Raw genomic sequence first — 17,719 nt, 5'->3', positions numbered from 1 at the left:
ATTAAAGAAAGGGAACTAAATAGAAGAAGAACCTGAAACGGTTGAATACTTTTTGAAGGGGTTCGAAATAAATGATTAGCCTAAGAGATTAGTCTTCAAGGTTTATGAGAATTCCTATTTAGTTAACGGTGGGCATTTTATAAAATTCTGTAATTTGGAGCTGTCTTTAAGGCAGCTTTTTCTTTATGCCACTATCGGGGCAGATTCGTTCAAAGAATTGAAAAGAGGTGAAGGTGAATGAGTATAGTAAATTAACTCGATTCATCTCAGCGTTTAAAGTCATTTGGGATAATCAATTATTCTGTCCATATCATTTTCTTGAAGTATCCATAAGAATAAATGGAGAGTTAAGGAAGAATGAAAAGTAAAATAGTTCATAGAAGCTGAGAAAAATTCTAATGGGATAAATTTTGCATCGATGCTTAAACTAACTCAAAAAAGGAGTGAAACTCATGACCCAAACAAAGTTTGATTCGAAAGTTCTTTCAGTTATAGAAGATAAAATTCGTTTAATTAAAATAGATAAAAAGGCAATTTATTTAGTTGGTCCCATTCGACTACCAGTTAACTTATATGGGGAGACGGTAGTGTTCAAATGGTATTGTTGGCTAAATTGTGACGAAGTAACAGAAAACTATGAGAGAATTATTGAAAAATTATCTTCTGTTAATTTAGCTGAATTGCAGCAATCAAGTGTGTTAGTATATGGTGACTTTTCAAATGGTGATGATGCCATTATCAGAATGCATTCCATTTGTCATACAGGTGACATATTTGGCAGTAAGCGATGCGACTGCGGTTATCAATTGAAAAAATCCATGAAAATGATAGTGGAACATGGTGTGGGCGCGTTGTTTTATCTAGCCAATCATGAAGGAAGAGGAATTGGCCTCTTTAGTAAAGCACTGGCTTATATCCTTCAGGAAAATGGCTATGATACAGTTGATGCTAATAAAAAACTGGGTTTTGTTGATGATTCCAGAAACTATAATGACGCGATATTGGTATTGAAAGCACTAAGATCCAAGCCGGTTACACTTATGACCAATAACCCCAAAAAGTTGGAAGCTTTGAAAAACGCCGGTTTGGAGGTTGCAGGTAGAAAGCCTTTATGGGGGGATATTTCGGAGTTTAATGAGAATTATCTCCAGACAAAGATAAAACGTTCAGGTCATTTAGAGGAAGAAAGGATTTGTCCAAATGACTAATCTCATCCTGCTTCTACCCCTATAATTGTTCTGGATTTATATCCTAAACCACCAAGAAAATTTAATATACTAATTTACCTTTTTAATGTGAATGGTAGTTGTATTATTTGGAAAGAAAGGTATGATCGCTATCTCTGAAGCAACTCCTTGGCAACGTTTATATGCAATTAGCGATTATTGCTGTTTCGAAAATTGGAGTAATTACTGCCGCTATCCAAGCCTTGATGCTGCCAATACAATAATTTTCCTGGATATTCCGAGAATAATTAGAAATACAACTTTCCTTGGTAAAAGTGCAAAAATAGAAAAATATCCTTGTTGAGCTAACGGGTGCGTTTCTTCATTATAAGAAGCTTATCAGCAGCTCCTTTTCTTATATGGAATGGTTGTTACCAGAAATTTAATTCCCCGAATTATTTCACGCTATATACAATTTCAAAAACTAATTCGATCGCCATCACCAATAATTCGCAATCAAGACAGTACGCCTTTATTATAAACCGTGCAACTTTATTAACTTACATAAAAATTATGCTAAGAGTGACTAAGTATATTATTTACTTTCCTTGCTGAACATAGTTAAGAGTGTTAACAGTGAATATTAGAATTAGGAGGGACCGGCATTTATGAAGGCTGTAACTTATCAAGGACCAAATCATGTACAGGTTAACCAAGTAGAGGATGCAAAATTAGAAAAAAAAGACGATATCATAGTTAAGATTACTTCTACCGCTATTTGCGGATCTGATTTGCATTTATATCAAGGTAACATGCCATTACCCCCAGGATATATTATCGGTCACGAACCAATGGGTATTGTAGAAGAAGTTGGACCTGAAGTCACAAAAGTAAAAAAGGGAGACCGTGTTGTCGTTCCCTTTAATGTTTCATGCGGACATTGCTTTTATTGCCAACATGAAATGGAAAGCCAGTGCGATAACTCAAACCCTCATTATGATTCTGGAGGATACTTTGGTTATACGGAAAAGTTCGGTAACCATCCAGGTGGTCAGGCTGAATATTTAAAAGTCCCTTTTGGAAATTTCACTCCCTTTGTTATCGAGGAATCATGCGAATTGGAAGATGAGTCACTGCTCTTTTTATCGGATGTTCTGCCAACAGCTTATTGGAGTGTAATAAATGCAGGTGTAAAATCAGGCGATACTGTTATAGTTCTTGGATGTGGACCTGTTGGGTTGATGGTACAAAAATTTGCCTGGATGAAAGGTGCAAAACGTGTGATAGCAATTGATTACTTGGATTACCGGATCGATCATGCGAAAAAGATGAACAAAGTTGAGGTATTTGAGTTCACAAAATACCCCGATATGGGTGAACATTTAAAAGAGATTACTCATGGTGGGGCAGATGTCGTCATCGATTGTGTAGGTATGGACGGAAAGAAATCACCCCTAGAGTTTCTGGAACAAAAATTCAAACTGCAGGGCGGAACCCTTGGACCCATTCAAATTTCTACTAAAGCTGTCCGGAAGTATGGTACTGTGCAAATGACTGGTGTTTACGGGGGTAACTATAATCTTTTTCCATTAGGTGCATTTTGGATAAGAAATATTAATCTTAAAATGGGACAAGCTCCAGTCATTCATTTAATGCCAGAATTGTTTAAAAAAATAACAAATAACGAATTTGACCCAAGGGAAATTATCACACACAAAATGTCCCTTGAAGACGCAAGTCATGGGTATCAAATTTTTAATAATCGTGAGGATGATTGTATAAAAGTCGTTTTAAAACCATAATCCTTTGGGAGCATGGCTTTACACAGAGCATGTCTCTGTTACGATAACGCTGTTATGGGAAATTTTTTTGATATCATGAAATCAGAACTGTCTTTAAGGCAGTTTAGTTGAATAAGAAATAGTTAAATAGAACAAATGCGATTCTTAGATGATGGATCGCTTTTTTTGCGTGCAGAAGAATATTATTGTACGTCATTTCACGAAATGGTTCACGTATAGAAATAGAACTCAGCTCTGATTATTCAGTAAGTAAAAATCATTCTGTGGCTTCAAAAAAAAGTAGTGTACAAAAATTGAAAATTTTTATCTTGAATTATTATGTTTATGTTAATATAATTACATGGAATGTACGCGAATTGAATAAAAGCATGCGAATTGAATACTTTTTTGAAAACATATTGTAGTAGGGGAGACATTATCATTGAAAAAATTAATGTTGATTACGACTGGTGGAACAGTAGCCTCACTTGAAGGAGAAAACGGACTTGCACCTGAACTGCACGCCGATGATTTATTAAGTTACATACCTGAATTAAATGTACGTTGCCGTATTGATACGAAGGAGTTAATGAACATTGATAGCACCAACATGCAACCAGAGTTTTGGATAGACTTGGCGAATGCTATTTACGAACATTACGATCATTACGATGGCTTCATTATTACGCATGGCACCGATACAATGGCTTACACATCAGCTGCAATTTCTTATATGTTACAAGATGCATCAAAACCGATTGTAATTACAGGTTCGCAAATTCCTATTTCGTTTAGTAAAACAGATGCAAAACGAAACATTTCAGATGCCATTCGTTTTGCTTGTGAAGAAATAGGTGGGGTATATATTGTATTTGACGGCAAAGTCATTCAAGGGACAAGAGCGATTAAACTTAGAACGAAAAGCTATGATGCCTTTGAAAGTATTAATTATCCGTATGTTGCATCGATACATGATGACCATATTGAATATAATAAATCCATTCAAATCAAAAAAAGGAAACACATTCAATTAGATACATCACTTTGTACAGATGTGGCGGTTGTGAAATTACATCCAGGAATAAAACCAGAATTTTTTGACTGCCTAAAAGGTTTGTATAAAGGAGTGGTCGTAGAGAGCTATGGAAGTGGTGGTGTACCTTTTCAAGTGCGCAACATTTTAGCGAAATTAATTGAATTGACAGAGCACGGTGTATCGGTTGTCATTACGACTCAATGTCTCGAAGAAGGAGAAGACATGGGTATATATGAAGTTGGTCGGAAAATTGACCATGATCGTGTAGTACGTTCTAAAAATATGAACACAGAAGCAATCGTGCCGAAATTGATGTGGGTGCTAGGAAAAACAACAGATCCTAAAAAGGTAAAAGAAATGATGGAAACAACGATTGCAGCAGATATTTCCTTATATTTTTGAAATACCGCTAATTAGTCTATTAACACAAATATTTGGGGGCTATAAACTCCTGATTTTGGACAAACTTCATCAGTTGATGAAGTTGATCTTTTTTTACAGAGAAAAAACCATATGTATCTTCTAAGCTAGTAAATTTTAATAAGAGGTGTTTAAATGCAACAATTATTACATGATGTAATTGGCGTAACGAATGATTTCCTTTGGTCAAAATTATTAATTATTATGCTTGTTTCTTGTGGGATTTATTTCACATTTAAATTGAAATTTGTACAGGTTAGAATGTTAAAGGAAATGGTCCGTGTATTAATGGAAGGAAGAAAGGGTTCTAAAGACAGCGTTTCTCCCTTTCAAGCGTTCTGTATCGGTATGGCCGCTCGAGTTGGAACAGGCAATATCACAGGAATTGCGATTGCGATTGCATTAGGCGGTCCTGGAGCGATTTTCTGGATGTGGATTATTGCAATTATTAGCTCGGCAACCAGCTTTATTGAAAGTACGTTAGCACAAGTATATAAAGTAAAAGATAAAACTGGTTTCCGAGGTGGTCCATCCTATTATATGGAAAAAGGATTGAACAAACGTTGGATGGGAGTATTATTCTCCATTTTAATTACGCTTTCTTTCGGTCTTGTATTCAATTCTGTACAATCAAATACCGTTACAATTGCTTTTGAGAACTCATTTGGTGCAGATCGTTTAACTGTAGGGATTCTCATGACACTTGCTTTCGCTGCGATTATCTTTGGCGGTGTAAAACGTATTGCAAAAATTTCTGAATACAAGGTTATGGTTCTTGGTGTGTTATACCTTGGAATGGCATTATTTGTCGTAGCAATGAACATTACCAAAATGCCGGAAATTCTTTCTCTTATTATTAATAACGCGTTCGGCTTTGAACAACTTGCAGGCGGTTCAATCGGCGCTGCGTTCATGAATGGGGTTAAACGTGGTTTATTCTCGAATGAAGCTGGTATGGGGAGTGCGCCAAACGTTGCCGCAACTGCAAAAACAAGTCATCCGGTGAAACAAGGACTGATTCAGGCATTTGGCGTATTGACGGATACACTGATTATCTGTACAAGCACAGCATTTATTATTTTACTTTCGGATGCTTATAAACAACCAGGGCTAACTGGCATTGCACTTACACAAACTTCATTAAGTGAACACATCGGTTCCTGGGCATCAGGTTGTCTTGCGATCTTTGTTTTCCTATTTGCATTCGGTTCGCTAATTGGTAACTATTATTATGGGGAAACAAATATTCGATTTTTACACTCAAGTAAAGTATGGTTGATTCTTTATCGAATAGGCGCGTTCGCAATGATTGTATTCGGTTCGATTGCAAAGGTCGAGCTTGTATGGGATTTAGCAGATTTATTTATGGGCTTGATGGTTATCGTAAACTTAATTGCTGTTTTCTTATTATCAAAAGTAGCTTTTGCAGCATTAAGTGATTATATGAAACAGAAAAAAGCTGGTCAAGATCCTGTTTTTTATAAAGACAGCATTAAAGGGCTTGAAAATCTTGAATGTTGGGAGCACTCTCAAGATGCTGACACTTATATTAAAAAAAAGACCATATAAACATATAAAAAAATTTTTAGACATATGACCGATCCACCGCATACATTTCGTCTGACTTATTGTTTTAAAGTAAGTGTCAGTGCTTCAACTACATTTCATTGCTCATTATTGAACTGTTCTATGAAATCGAATAAAGTCCTTTTAGTACTTCATCGAATAAAATAATCTACCACCAGGGCTGCACTTTCTTTGCACATTGTTGAGCTATCTGTTATAGAGTTGGAATCTTCGGTGGAGACCCGGCTATTAAATTTTCTAAATTCAGTATACCTTACTTATCAAAGGAGTTTATTCATCATGCATGTGTTACAAAAAACACAAAAAATAGTTCGCTATCAGAATCAACAGGGCAAGATACATTACGGTATTGTTGAGGATGAGATGATATTACAACTGTCCAGCAGTTTTGCTGAACTTGTCAACAAGGAAATAAAGTATGACGGGGTAGAGCTGAAATATAGTGACGTGAAAATTCTGGAACCTGTAAAACCTTCGAAAGTTGTTAATTTCGGCTGGACATATGCAGGTCATGCAAAGGAAACAGGGGGAGAGGCGAACCTTGTAGAACCATTTCTCTTCTTGAAGCCATTATCTTCGCTTATTGCAGACAAGGAGAAAATTATCCTTCCTCCAAACGAGCTATCCAACCAAGTGGAACTTGAAGGGGAAGTAGCCTTGGTGATTGGAAAGCGCGGAAAAAACATCAAAGAAGAAGATGCGCTTGATTATGTGTTCGGTTGCACGATATTCAATGACGTCACTGCAAGAGATCTTACAAAAAAAGACCCACAGTTTACGCGGGGCAAAGGATTTGATACATTCGGACCTTTGGGACCGTGCATCGTTACCGGGGTAGATCCGACTAATTTGCGGATTGTGACCACTTTAAACGGCCGCGTTGTCCAAGACGGAAATACCAATGAAATGTCTCTGAGCATTCCGTTTCTAATCAGCTGGCTTTCACAAGTAATGACACTGGAGCCCGGTGACATTTTGGCCACGGGTTCACCATCTGGCAGCTGCCCGATCAAGTCGGGGGATGAGGTCATAGTTGAAGTCGAGAACATCGGTCAATTATGTAATGAGGTTCAGTGAGATTTCCAGAATTTGAAAGTGACGGATGCCTAGAAAACTAAAAAAATGGCAACCTTAATACAAGGAGCGGTCCAATTATTTGGACGATGATATTATGGGTCATTCTTGTGTGATATTAATAAAGCAAAACGGAGAGGCGTGAAACGCTTCTTTTTTTTTGCTTTAAATAAAATATATTTTCATTTTTATGGTGTTGTAAGAACTAAAATAGTGTATGATGCATAGTATAAGGTATGGTGTACGTCACATAGTATAGAGAAGAGGTGATTGGATGAGCAATTTACTGAATTCATTAACCACTGAGCTGCGCAGAGGCACTTTGACGTTAGCTGTTCTAAGTCAGCTCAAAACCCCTCAGTATGGGTACTCGCTTGTCCAGCGTTTAGAGAAGTCGGGAATTACCATTGATCAAAGTACTTTATATCCTTTGCTTCGCCGCCTGGAAAAACAAGAATTGGTCACCAGCAGCTGGAATACTTCTGAAAGTAGACCGCGCAAGTACTATGCTTTAAGCGATTATGGGGGAGAAATATTCACTCAGTTAAAGGAAGAATGGGAAAAAACTTCTCAAGAGCTTTATATATTATTAAAAGGAGAGGGAGAAGATGGAGCTGATTGAACTTTATATTCAGGAAGTGACCCGCACGCTGCCAGAAAAAAGCCGGGAGGATATTGCGCTTGAACTTCAATCTACAATCGAAGATATGCTTCCGGTGGATCATACGGAGCAAGACGTGAAAGCCGTCCTTTTAAAATTAGGAGATCCGGTTACACTTGCAAGTCGTTATCGCGATCGGCCTATGCATCTGATTGGACCGCGTTATTTTGATGTTTACATCTGTCTGTTGAAAATGATTTTACCAATCGCTGCAGTCATTTCGCTGATCGGATTAGTAGGGGATAATCCTTTTCGGGATATGGGTAATACGGTTGTTGACGCAATTTTAATAATAATCGGGAAAGGGATTTCGGGTATGATCAGTACAGGTATCCAAGTGTTTTTCTGGTTAACGATTTCATTTGCCATTTTAGAACGCGTGGATCCTTCAAAAGACCAGTCGCCTTTAACAAAAGACTTGAAACCATGGACACCGGAAAACCTAAAAGATATTCCGAACATTTCAAAGAAAAAAGCGGTTCCTATGATCGAAATTTTTGCGAGTTTGTTAGGTCTTTCTGTCTTCGCGGCCCTTTATTTCAATGCAGTAAACCTCTTAGGAGTCTATGAAAAAAGAAATGGCAGTCTCATTTTCGTGACACCTTCTTTCAATCAAGAAGTATTGAACTCCTATTGGCTGCTGGTATCATGCGTCGTCATCATCGGGGTGCTCTTGGCGATTTATAAATTATTTTTAAGACGATGGACCCTGAAACTAGCCTTAATTCATGCCATATACCAGCTGTTATCCACTCTGACTTTCATCATCATCATCAGTAATCCTGATTTATTGAACCCTGAATTCATTACTTACCAAAAAACACTATTTTCAATCGATGAATGGAAAACCTCGATTTACTGGGGGCTCATACTCATCTCCATCTTTTTTGCCGCCTACGATTCCTATCAAGGCTTCCGTAAGGCAAAAATCCGTTAAGGCACAGCATCTAGCTGTGTTTTTTTGATTAAAAGTTCCCTGAAGTGAAAAATGAGGTGTTACAAGTCTGTAAGATTATTTCTCGAATTTCAACGGAAAACAGAAAAACACCTCATATGAAATATAGTTTTTAACTAACTATACAGCATATGAGGCGTTACATTTAAACCATTTTTTTATTGAACTGCATCGAACTGATTAACTTTCCAAGTGGATCCGGACTTATAAAAGGTAACTGTTCTTTTTACTGAGTCACCGTCGACAGTAGGTACAGTTAAATTGTAGGATCTAACGTTAGTTTTTTGATAGACCAGTTTAATTTTTGCTTTTCTCCACTCTAACATGCTGTCGCCGTCTCCGATAGGACGTGCTAATTTCCCTTTATGGGTAATGTAACTATATTTGTTCAGCCCTTTTTCAACAGCATTATTAGTAAATGTCTCTGCTAAGTAGGTAGTCAACTTATCTTTTGTATTAAACTCTTGGCAAAGGTATGAATACGCTGTCCCTTTATAATTGAAAGTTTTTTGTGAACATGAACGGGTTTTATACCCATGTAAAGCATTCCAAAAATGTTTGCTGGCATTATCGGCTATCTTTAATGCATTTGCATCAGACAAATTCTGTGATGTCGTTTTTGCGGTAACCTGACCGCTTAATGTGAAAAATAAAATGATAATGGATAATAGCATACCTGAAAATTTTTTCATATTTTATCTCCCCAATCCCTAATAGGATACTTATGTAACGAAAGTTTAATTAATATTACAATTGTTACATTTATATTACAACATGATTGGCGTAAGTAAAAGAGAAATTTTGATAATTTTTAAATAAAATTTTATATATACATAGTTTGTTCACTTTATTCTTTTTGAAAGGAGCGTTCATCCATTTGTAAGGACTTGGCTGTTACATACTTATTCCACCAACTGGTCTATTTAAAACCCAGAAGTTAATACTTTTGCAATAAAGGGACAAGTTAATTCATTATATTTTCATTAATATCAAGATATGTACAAAAAACCCGAATTTTCCGGGAGGGACTTGAAAATAATAAAATATAAAGGTTTGACAAACTTTCCAATCCTACCGTATTATAAATTATATACTTTAATACATTCTCCAAAGGGGAGTAGCTTTTACAACAATGTCGTCATTACGGAGCTCTTTGCTCTCGGTGTTGTTGGCAGCATATTGTTGTTAGCCAGACCTTACCTATTGGTAAAGGTCTATTTATTTTTAGAAAACCTTTACCAAAATGGTAAAGGTTTTTTTGTAGTCCGGATCATGCAGTTCATAAGGAAATGTATAAACATGTGGGTTTAATAGAAAAACAAATAAATATAAATGGAGTGTATTCTTTGATACTTAGAAAATCTTTGTTACTTTTAGGGATAGGTTCTGCACAAATAGATTTAATCCTTCCGAAAAATACGTATAAATCTGGTGAATGCATAAATGGATATTTCTTGATTAAGGGTGGTACCCTTGCGCAAAGAATAAGAAGGATTGAATGTGATTTGATCATGGATACTCATTCTACGGGAATGGAAGAAATCCTTAAAACGAGCACCATTTTGTCTTCAAGAGAGATTAATTCAGGGGAAAGCAATGAAATTCCTTTTAACTTTTGTCTGCCTATATTAAAGGAGCCTTATAAGCGGGGGGTTTCCTATCGCCTTAAAACGAGACTTATCCTTGATAAAGGGATAATAGGCAAGGATGATGACTGGATTTTAATCGATTCTGAATAAAGTGGAATGGAGGTGGAAACATGAATGTCTTGAAATTTACAGAACAGGCTATGGATTATTTGGAAGAATTTTTAGTATTGAGGCTTTTTATATTAGCTTTACTGTTATTGGCCGTTTATTATATTTTGAATAAAATGGTTGAATGGTTCTTTAAGAGATCTGATTTTTTTGTGGAAGAAGTCGAAAGAACGATACAGGGGGTTACTCGTTCTGCTCTTAGGTACGGCCTTGCAGGACTTTTCCTCATTTATCTGATTGGACAGTTTATAGACATAAAAGGAATCATGGCTGGAGCTGGGATTGTAGGGGTCGTGATCGGATTTGCGGCTCAGCAAATGCTTAAGGATATCTTATTGGGATTCGTAAGGCTTTCAGATAACGAATTCCGGGTAGGGAATTTTGTGACCTTTAATGGGACAAGTTCCGGGACGATTGAGGAAATCGGTATCCGGTTCATGCAGATCAGGGAATGGTCAGGAAAATTGCTGACCATCCCACACAGTGAAATCAGGACGATTCAAAATTTTAATAAAGGAAGAATGCGAATCATTGAACGCATCACAGTAAGTTATCAAGAAAATCCCGAAAGGGTAAAGCGGCTGTTGGAGAATATATGTATTATCTGTAATGAGAAGTATGGTGAAAGCCTTCTAAGACTAGAAGATGATACACCTGAAGAGGATTTTAGGTACATTGGCATTACGGATTTAAATCCGAATCTTAAATATGTTGGATATGAACTATGCATAGTGGGACTTGTGAAACCTGATGATTACTTTGAAACATCGAGAAGCGTGAGGTTTGAAATGATGACTGCTTTACATGAGAATCAAATTCTAATGCCATCTTCCCATTTGCTTGTTCAGGGCAATCCTAATCAAGAACGTTTATTGGAGAACTGAAAAGAAGAAACACATTCGCTTGAGATAATCCAGGAAAAGGTCATGAAAAAATGATGGATAAGGTAACAAAGGGCAGAAGCTTTATTAGTGAAAGTCCTTTGAAGCCTAAGGATATTAAAGGACTTTCTTTTAAAGGAAGTCCTTTTTTTATACAAGAAAATAGAACAAACCCATCAAAAAAAGTTTTATTAATTTGCCCTTGATTTATCAGATTAAATAAATTATTATGAAAATAACATAAAATGGAAGGGTGACCTTTAAACAATGATCATTTAATCCTATTTTTTAAGAAAAAATGCGTGCTTAAAACGAACTTTTTTTCTGGATAGGATTAGTCTGTACATTAAAATACAAACAAAGATCATTGTGTTCCTTAGATTAGGGATATTTTTCCTTGTTGAATTTGTATTGTACTGCCTCCTGTCCAGATATTTCACAGGAGGTTTTTATATTGGCGAATAACACATCTGAAACGTTAATTAATAAGGAACCTAACATTTTTACAAATCGAGTATTCCGGGCCATTATCTTATCAGGCTTGTTTTTACAAATAGGGATATGGGTACGGAATTTTGCCGTTTTGTTATTCGTCATGGAAAAGACAAATGGAGATGCCTTTGCCATTTCCATGATATCAGTAGCGGAATTCGCACCCATTTTTATTTTTTCATTTATTGGAGGGACGTTTGCTGACCGCTGGAGTCCGAAAAAAACGATGGTTTGGTGTGATATATTAAGTGCACTATCCGTATTTGCTGTGCTTATCTCGCTTATCTTCGGCAGTTGGAAAATGGTATTCTTCGCAACTTTGATTTCGGCGATACTTTCTCAGTTTTCTCAGCCATCAGGCATGAAGCTTTTTAAGATGCATTTGCCAGAAAGCCAAATTCAGACAGGGATGTCTGTTTATCAGACCGTCTTTGCAGTATTTATGGTTTTAGGTCCGATTCTCGGTACATTCGCCTTCCAATCATTCGGGATAAACATTTCGATTGCGATTACTGGCCTGGCGTTTTTACTTTCAGCTGGTGCACTCGCCTTTCTTCCAAAAGATCGTAAACTGAATGAAGAGACCGCAAAAACAACGATATGGCAGGAAATGAAAAGCGGAGTGAGGTATGTGTTGCGAAAAAAGGAACTAAGCTTACTTGGTTTATGTTTTCTGGCAGCCGGGCTCGGACTGGGTTTCATTCAGCCGCTCTCTATATTCCTTGTTACGGAACAACTGGAACTGCCTAAGGAAAATCTGCAATGGTTATTTATGGTGAATGGGTTTGGCATGATTTTAGGTGGTGCCGGTGTGATGATTTTTGCTAAAAAAGTGGCACCTCAAAGATTATTAGCTTTCGGAATGCTTGTGAATGCCATTGGATTAGCGGTAATGGGGCTTTCAACAAATCTTTGGATTACACTTACAGCCGAGTTCTTTAATGGGCTAATGCTGCCTTGTATTCAAATCGGGATCAATACTTTGATTTTACAGAGGACCGAAGGCGAGTTCATCGGAAGGGTCAATGGAATCTTAAGCCCGCTATTCACTGGATCGATGGTGTTGACCATGAGTGCAGCAGGTGTACTGAAAGAGCAATTTTCACTCGTCGCCATATTTGAAACAGCCGCTTTCTTTTTTATTCTGGGGATGTTTTTCATTTTGCCATTGTACAATCAAAAGGCCGAAACCAAATCCCTGGAAATTCAATCGTAATTATCTTGCAGTTTGCCAACACCTAAATACAGCATATCCATAAGAAAAGCAGCCAATTTTGGCTGCTTTTCTTTCTTTTTTCCTTCTGGCCTTTATTACAACTAACAAAATCTGGATTAACAATTATTTTTAGAGTACTGGTAAATACTAAAAATGGGCTTATTGTTACCTATGAATTTTATTTTCATAAGTCAGGTGAATGGCTTACATGAAAAAGGAGAAAAGTTAATGATCCTTAAAGACATATTGAAAGAAGCAATAAACGGGAATTTGCCGAAGGACGTTGAACATATATCCATCACAGGTGTAACCGATAATTCTAAAGAAATTAAAAAAGGATTCCTTTTTGTTGCCGTAACCGGTTATACGTCCGATGGCCATAATTACATTAAAGATGCAATTCGTTTAGGGGCATCGGCTGTGATTGGCAATCGAGATATTAAGGGATTGGATGTTCCCTATTTACGAGTGGAGAACAGTCGAAAAGCATTAGGGCTAATCGCCAAAAGGTTTTATGGAGATCCCAGCAATCAAAAAATAATGATAGGAATTACGGGCACAAATGGAAAAACCACAACGAGCTATATGCTTCAGCAAATATTAGAAGAGAATGGGGTTACCTGTTCCGTCATTGGTACGATACAGCATATTATCAACGGAATCAAAGTCGATTCCCATAATACGACTCCAGGTACCATGAAACTGAATTCCTTGCTGGCAGCCAGTCAGGACATGGTTGTCATAATGGAAGTGTCTTCTCATGGATTAGCCCAATACAGATTGGAAGGAATTGAATTTGATTTCTGTGTCTTCACGAATTTGTATCATGACCATCTCGACTTCCACGGTACGATGGAGGATTATTTCCTTGCAAAATTACTGCTTTTTGAAAAATTGAAACCAAATGGTCTTGCAATTATCAATGGGGATGATTTCTGGGGAGAAAGACTACAAGAATACTTACGTGAGAAGAGTGTCAGTGCCTTTGTATTTGGAAAATCCAATCGCTGCGATTTAACCATCACCAATTATAATGCTGCAATAAACCCCTTTATTTTATTGAATGAGAATCATGATTTTGTGAAAATTGAGTTACCTTTACCTGGACTTCATAATTTATATAACGCAATAGCTGCGTATTCCGTAGCGAAGATGTTTCCAATTTCAAAAGAGGAAATCCTCACTTCACTGAAACGATTTTCCGGTGTGCCAGGAAGATTTGAAATGTATAAGAAAGAATTTGGACCGACAATAGTCATTGATTATGCACACACTGCAGATGCCATTCAACATATGCTTCAAACTGCCCAAGAATGCGGGGCCAAAAAAATTTATCATATCTTTGGTTTCCGAGGTGGACGAGATACAACCAAAAGGGCTGAAATGGTTAAAGTATCATCGGAACATAGTGATGTTTCGATTTTGACGATGGATGATCTGAATTCGGAGGGATTAGAAGAGATGGAATCGTCCCTAAATGAACTCCAAAGCGATTACTTTGCTGGAAATGGGAAGGTTATTCCAGATCGGACACTTGCTATACAGGAGGCGTTCCAAGCAGGAAAGGAAGGAGATTGGATTATCATTACAGGAAAAGGAATTGAGAGGTATGAGAAAAATTTCGGACTGCCTACCATTTCTGACAAAGAAACGGTACTATATCTGCAAAATAAAGACCAAGCGGATTTTATCGGTTATTTTGATCAATAGCTTTGGCTCTTTTCGTAAAGATTGTTTTTAAAACAAAACGATTTAAGGTTGATTGGAGCGCAAGTGCGAGACTCCTGCGGGAGCAGCGGGACAGGTGAGACCCCACAGGCGTTTACGCCGAGGAGGCTCACCGCCCGCCCCGCGGAAAGCGAGCATCTGGAGGGGAAATCAACCACACCGCTTTACTTGGTAAATAGCAACAAAGTATGCGAAAACAGCCATAGCTTTAGTCTAACGAACGCCTTTTAGGCGTCTTTTCCTTCTACAGCCATAGGCTATTCATATGGTGATTATTAACATTGTAACTTATGAGGAATTCAGGTATTATATCAATACAAGCTGCACTGTTCGTAATGATAATAAAGTTTTAACCTTTAAGCTGTAATAGGGAGTTTTATATTGAAACAGGAATGTTATGCCTCGTCACTGACTTGGACAACAGGATTTTTTCTGCAAACACCCACTTTGAGGAGTGGTGGTTTAAAACTTTCTTACTGGATACGGCAATGGCGGCTAATATCTTTAAATGTTCAAGCCGGTCTCTTTCTGAGGCCGGTTTTTTGCTGTTTTTCAAATTGTATGTACCTTATTGCAGTCTGGAAGTTTCCTAACCATATTGTTCTGTCAGCTTAAAAGGATCCAGTGTTGGAACCATTTGATAATTACATGTTTTGGAGACATTCACTCTTTTTTTGTATACCGGTTGGCATAACTTGAAGCGACGAAAGCATTGGGTTTGATTTTTGGTTCCACGCCCATGGATTCCATCCTGGCTACCATTTCTTTGACAAACTCACTGGTTTTGTTCCGTTTTCCAATCCCGATATCAATGTGCCCTTCCATTGTGAACGTTGCCCCTTGATATACAGCAGGCAGGACAATATCGATTAACTGATTTTTTCTTTCTTCCGTAAACATGGATACGATTTCTTCTGTTAACGACAGCTCTTGGGAAATGCGCTCATGTAAATGCAGCATCCTTCTAGGGATCATCACTTTTCTTATACAACCCCATACACCATTTCCGACCTGCCGTATCACGATGCCTGTAATGAAAACGGTATGTTTTTTATGTACTTGCGAATCTGTCCCGACCATCAATTGATAGTTACCGGAAGGATTTAATTCCATGAACTCAACAATATGAACAAATACCTCTTCAAATGACATGTCTTTTTTCTGAAGGTTTTGAAATGGGATGTTCTGAAATGGATATTGCTTCATATTATTGCACCCAACCTTTCCCCGGATATAATCAGATTATTAAATATCTCTTGCCGCTCTTAACACATCATATGAAGGGGGTCCTTGTTTTGTGCCGTGGGAAGAACCCGCCCCCTAAAGAAGATGCAGTCATCATTAATAAAAGAATTATTTTCGGTGCCCTATTGATTCCTAGCATACATGTTATATAAGCCATAAATTTAAAAATGTGGAGTTTGTAGCGAAGAGAAGCTAAATCATCAGGTTTCTCTTTTTTTGTATGGAGGATATTATGAAAAAGCTTATTTGCTTTGGCATATCCCCTTCCATAACTGTAAACTTTACATCACCTAAGTAAACCACAATATCATTCAATTAATATAAGAAAAAGGAAATGAAATTATTAAATTTTAACCAATAACTCCTTTAAAGTATTCAAATTTAATAACCTTTAAAAAAAGTGTGTGATGTTTTCTTACATAAACCAAGAAATCTTCCTTTTATAAGAGTAAAATAAACGAATATTCAATTAATAAAGCATTGGAGAGATGAAAAATGAAAATATCTGAATTGAAAAAAAGCGGTCATGCCCCGTCATTATTAGCTTCATTCCTTTATTTTGATATCAGTTTTATGATTTGGGTACTATTAGGTGCACTCGGTGTCTATATTACAAAGGATTTCGGACTTTCCCCAGCCGAAAAAGGCTTGATTGTAGCTATTCCGATTTTGGGAGGCTCGTTTTTTCGAATCGTACTTGGTTATTTGACAGATCGCATCGGTCCGCGGAAAACAGCAATCGGCGGGATGCTTGTTACGATGATTCCGCTTTTTTGGGGATGGTTATTCGGAGGAAGTTTAGCCGAGCTCTATTTAATTGGGATTTTACTCGGAGTGGCTGGTGCAAGTTTTGCTGCAGCACTTCCTATGGCTAGTCGCTGGTATCCCCCGCATTTGCAGGGTCTTGCGATGGGCATTGCTGGAGCAGGTAACAGCGGAACTCTTTTTGCTACATTGTTTGGACCGCGTATTGCAGAATCACTGGGCTGGCATAATGTTATGGGATTAGCTTTGATTCCTTTAACCATCGTGTTCGTCATTTATATTTTAATCGCAAAAGACGCACCATCTCAACCGCCTGCAAAACCGCTCAAGGAATATTTCAACGTATTTAAAATAACGGACACTTGGTATTTCTGTATTCTTTACAGTGTGACATTTGGGGGCTTTGTCGGATTTACTAGCTTTTTAAACATCTTTTTTGTTGATGAGTATGGGTTAACACGGATTAGGGCAGGGGAATTTGTTACATTATGTGTCATCGCCGGAAGTTTCTTTCGTCCTGTCGGAGGATTTATTGCCGATAAAATAGGTGGAGTTAAACTGCTTATGTTTTTATTCGTCGGACTCACAATATGTATGTTTGGGATTAGTTTTCTTTATTCTCTAACTGTGGTTACGATCCTGCTGTTCATCGGGATGCTATTTCTCGGTATGGGCAATGGAGCTGTCTTTCAATTAGTTCCACAGCGATTTTCTAAAGAAATTGGTTTTATCACAGGAATTGTAGGAGCTGCCGGAGGTGTTGGCGGATTCTTGGTTCCAAACATACTAGGTACGTTGAAACAGATTACTGGGACATATGCTACGGGATTTTTAGTATTTTCCGCAGTAGGGATCGTGGCGTTGCTTATCCTGGGCCTTGCTCAGCTTTCGTGGAAAAAAACGTGGGTACTCGGAAAAAATTCAGTTAAGATCTAGATCTTTGTTTACTGGTAAT

Annotated in this window: 15 protein-coding genes and 1 other RNA gene; 14 read left to right on the top strand and 2 right to left on the bottom strand. The window is 37.5% G+C overall.

The genetic code is table 11. The annotated features are described in order from the left end of the window. Positions 1-452 precede the first annotated feature (452 nt). The 8 genes from QNH43_RS13815 (at position 453) to QNH43_RS13780 (ending at position 8,662) form a co-directional block, all read left to right on the top strand. Complete coding sequence (locus QNH43_RS13815) at positions 453-1,208, top strand: GTP cyclohydrolase II (protein ID WP_283914554.1); 756 nt, start codon at positions 453-455, stop codon at positions 1,206-1,208. 121 nt (positions 1,209-1,329) lie between these two features. Then, positions 1,330-1,530: a hypothetical protein gene (locus QNH43_RS13810; protein ID WP_283914553.1), complete on the top strand. Its 201-nt coding sequence runs from the start codon at positions 1,330-1,332 to the stop codon at positions 1,528-1,530. A gap of 304 nt (positions 1,531-1,834) precedes the next feature. After that, positions 1,835-2,968, top strand: coding sequence for a zinc-dependent alcohol dehydrogenase (locus tag QNH43_RS13805; protein ID WP_283914552.1), 1,134 nt, complete (start codon positions 1,835-1,837; stop codon positions 2,966-2,968). Between the two features lie 421 nt (positions 2,969-3,389). Beyond that, positions 3,390-4,385 carry an asparaginase gene (locus QNH43_RS13800; protein ID WP_283914551.1) on the top strand — a complete coding sequence of 332 codons (996 nt, stop codon included), beginning with the start codon at positions 3,390-3,392 and terminating at the stop codon, positions 4,383-4,385. A 153-nt stretch (positions 4,386-4,538) separates the two neighbouring features. Further along, positions 4,539-5,972 carry an alanine/glycine:cation symporter family protein gene (locus QNH43_RS13795; RefSeq protein WP_283914550.1) on the top strand — a complete coding sequence of 478 codons (1,434 nt, stop codon included), beginning with the start codon at positions 4,539-4,541 and terminating at the stop codon, positions 5,970-5,972. Positions 5,973-6,269: 297 nt separating this feature from the next. Further along, positions 6,270-7,067: a fumarylacetoacetate hydrolase family protein gene (locus QNH43_RS13790; RefSeq protein WP_283914549.1), complete on the top strand. Its 798-nt coding sequence runs from the start codon at positions 6,270-6,272 to the stop codon at positions 7,065-7,067. 271 nt (positions 7,068-7,338) lie between these two features. Then, complete coding sequence (locus QNH43_RS13785) at positions 7,339-7,686, top strand: PadR family transcriptional regulator (RefSeq protein ID WP_283914548.1); 348 nt, start codon at positions 7,339-7,341, stop codon at positions 7,684-7,686. Then, complete coding sequence (locus QNH43_RS13780; protein WP_283914547.1) at positions 7,673-8,662, top strand: hypothetical protein; 990 nt, start codon at positions 7,673-7,675, stop codon at positions 8,660-8,662. Before QNH43_RS13785 ends, QNH43_RS13780 begins: the two co-directional genes overlap by 14 nt. 176 nt (positions 8,663-8,838) lie before the next feature. Here QNH43_RS13780 and QNH43_RS13775 read toward each other — a convergent pair whose 3' ends face one another. After that, complete coding sequence (locus QNH43_RS13775; protein ID WP_283914546.1) at positions 8,839-9,372, bottom strand: DL-endopeptidase inhibitor IseA; 534 nt, start codon at positions 9,370-9,372, stop codon at positions 8,839-8,841. 654 nt (positions 9,373-10,026) lie between these two features. Here QNH43_RS13775 and QNH43_RS13770 point away from each other — a divergent pair. From QNH43_RS13770 to ssrS, 5 genes are all read left to right on the top strand, one after another. Next, on the top strand, positions 10,027-10,419 hold the full coding sequence (locus QNH43_RS13770; protein ID WP_076369329.1) for a sporulation protein: 393 nt from the start codon (positions 10,027-10,029) through the stop codon (positions 10,417-10,419). Between the two features lie 20 nt (positions 10,420-10,439). Continuing rightward, positions 10,440-11,321, top strand: coding sequence for a mechanosensitive ion channel family protein (locus QNH43_RS13765; protein WP_283914545.1), 882 nt, complete (start codon positions 10,440-10,442; stop codon positions 11,319-11,321). 478 nt (positions 11,322-11,799) lie between these two features. Beyond that, positions 11,800-13,026, top strand: a complete 1,227-nt coding sequence (locus QNH43_RS13760) for an MFS transporter (protein ID WP_283918366.1) — start codon at positions 11,800-11,802, stop codon at positions 13,024-13,026. A gap of 228 nt (positions 13,027-13,254) precedes the next feature. Beyond that, the gene (locus QNH43_RS13755) at positions 13,255-14,736 is read left to right on the top strand and encodes a UDP-N-acetylmuramoyl-L-alanyl-D-glutamate--2,6-diaminopimelate ligase (RefSeq protein ID WP_283914544.1); all 1,482 of its coding nucleotides are present in this window, start codon (positions 13,255-13,257) and stop codon (positions 14,734-14,736) included. Positions 14,737-15,069: 333 nt separating this feature from the next. After that, positions 15,070-15,256: non-coding RNA, 6S RNA (ssrS, locus tag QNH43_RS13750), on the top strand. 161 nt (positions 15,257-15,417) lie between these two features. Here ssrS and QNH43_RS13745 read toward each other — a convergent pair. Then, positions 15,418-15,960, bottom strand: coding sequence for a ribonuclease H-like YkuK family protein (locus tag QNH43_RS13745; RefSeq protein ID WP_076369321.1), 543 nt, complete (start codon positions 15,958-15,960; stop codon positions 15,418-15,420). A 534-nt stretch (positions 15,961-16,494) separates the two neighbouring features. On the opposite strand from QNH43_RS13745, the gene QNH43_RS13740 reads away from it, so the two are divergent. Beyond that, on the top strand, positions 16,495-17,700 hold the full coding sequence (locus QNH43_RS13740) for a nitrate/nitrite transporter (RefSeq protein WP_283914543.1): 1,206 nt from the start codon (positions 16,495-16,497) through the stop codon (positions 17,698-17,700). The last annotated feature ends 19 nt before the right edge of the window (positions 17,701-17,719 follow it).

The sequence above is a fragment of the Peribacillus simplex genome, from assembly GCF_030123325.1.
Lineage (GTDB): Bacteria > Bacillota > Bacilli > Bacillales > DSM-1321 > Peribacillus > Peribacillus simplex_D.
Note: the sequence above shows the minus strand (reverse complement) of the source record. Positions and strands in the feature narration are given on the sequence as shown.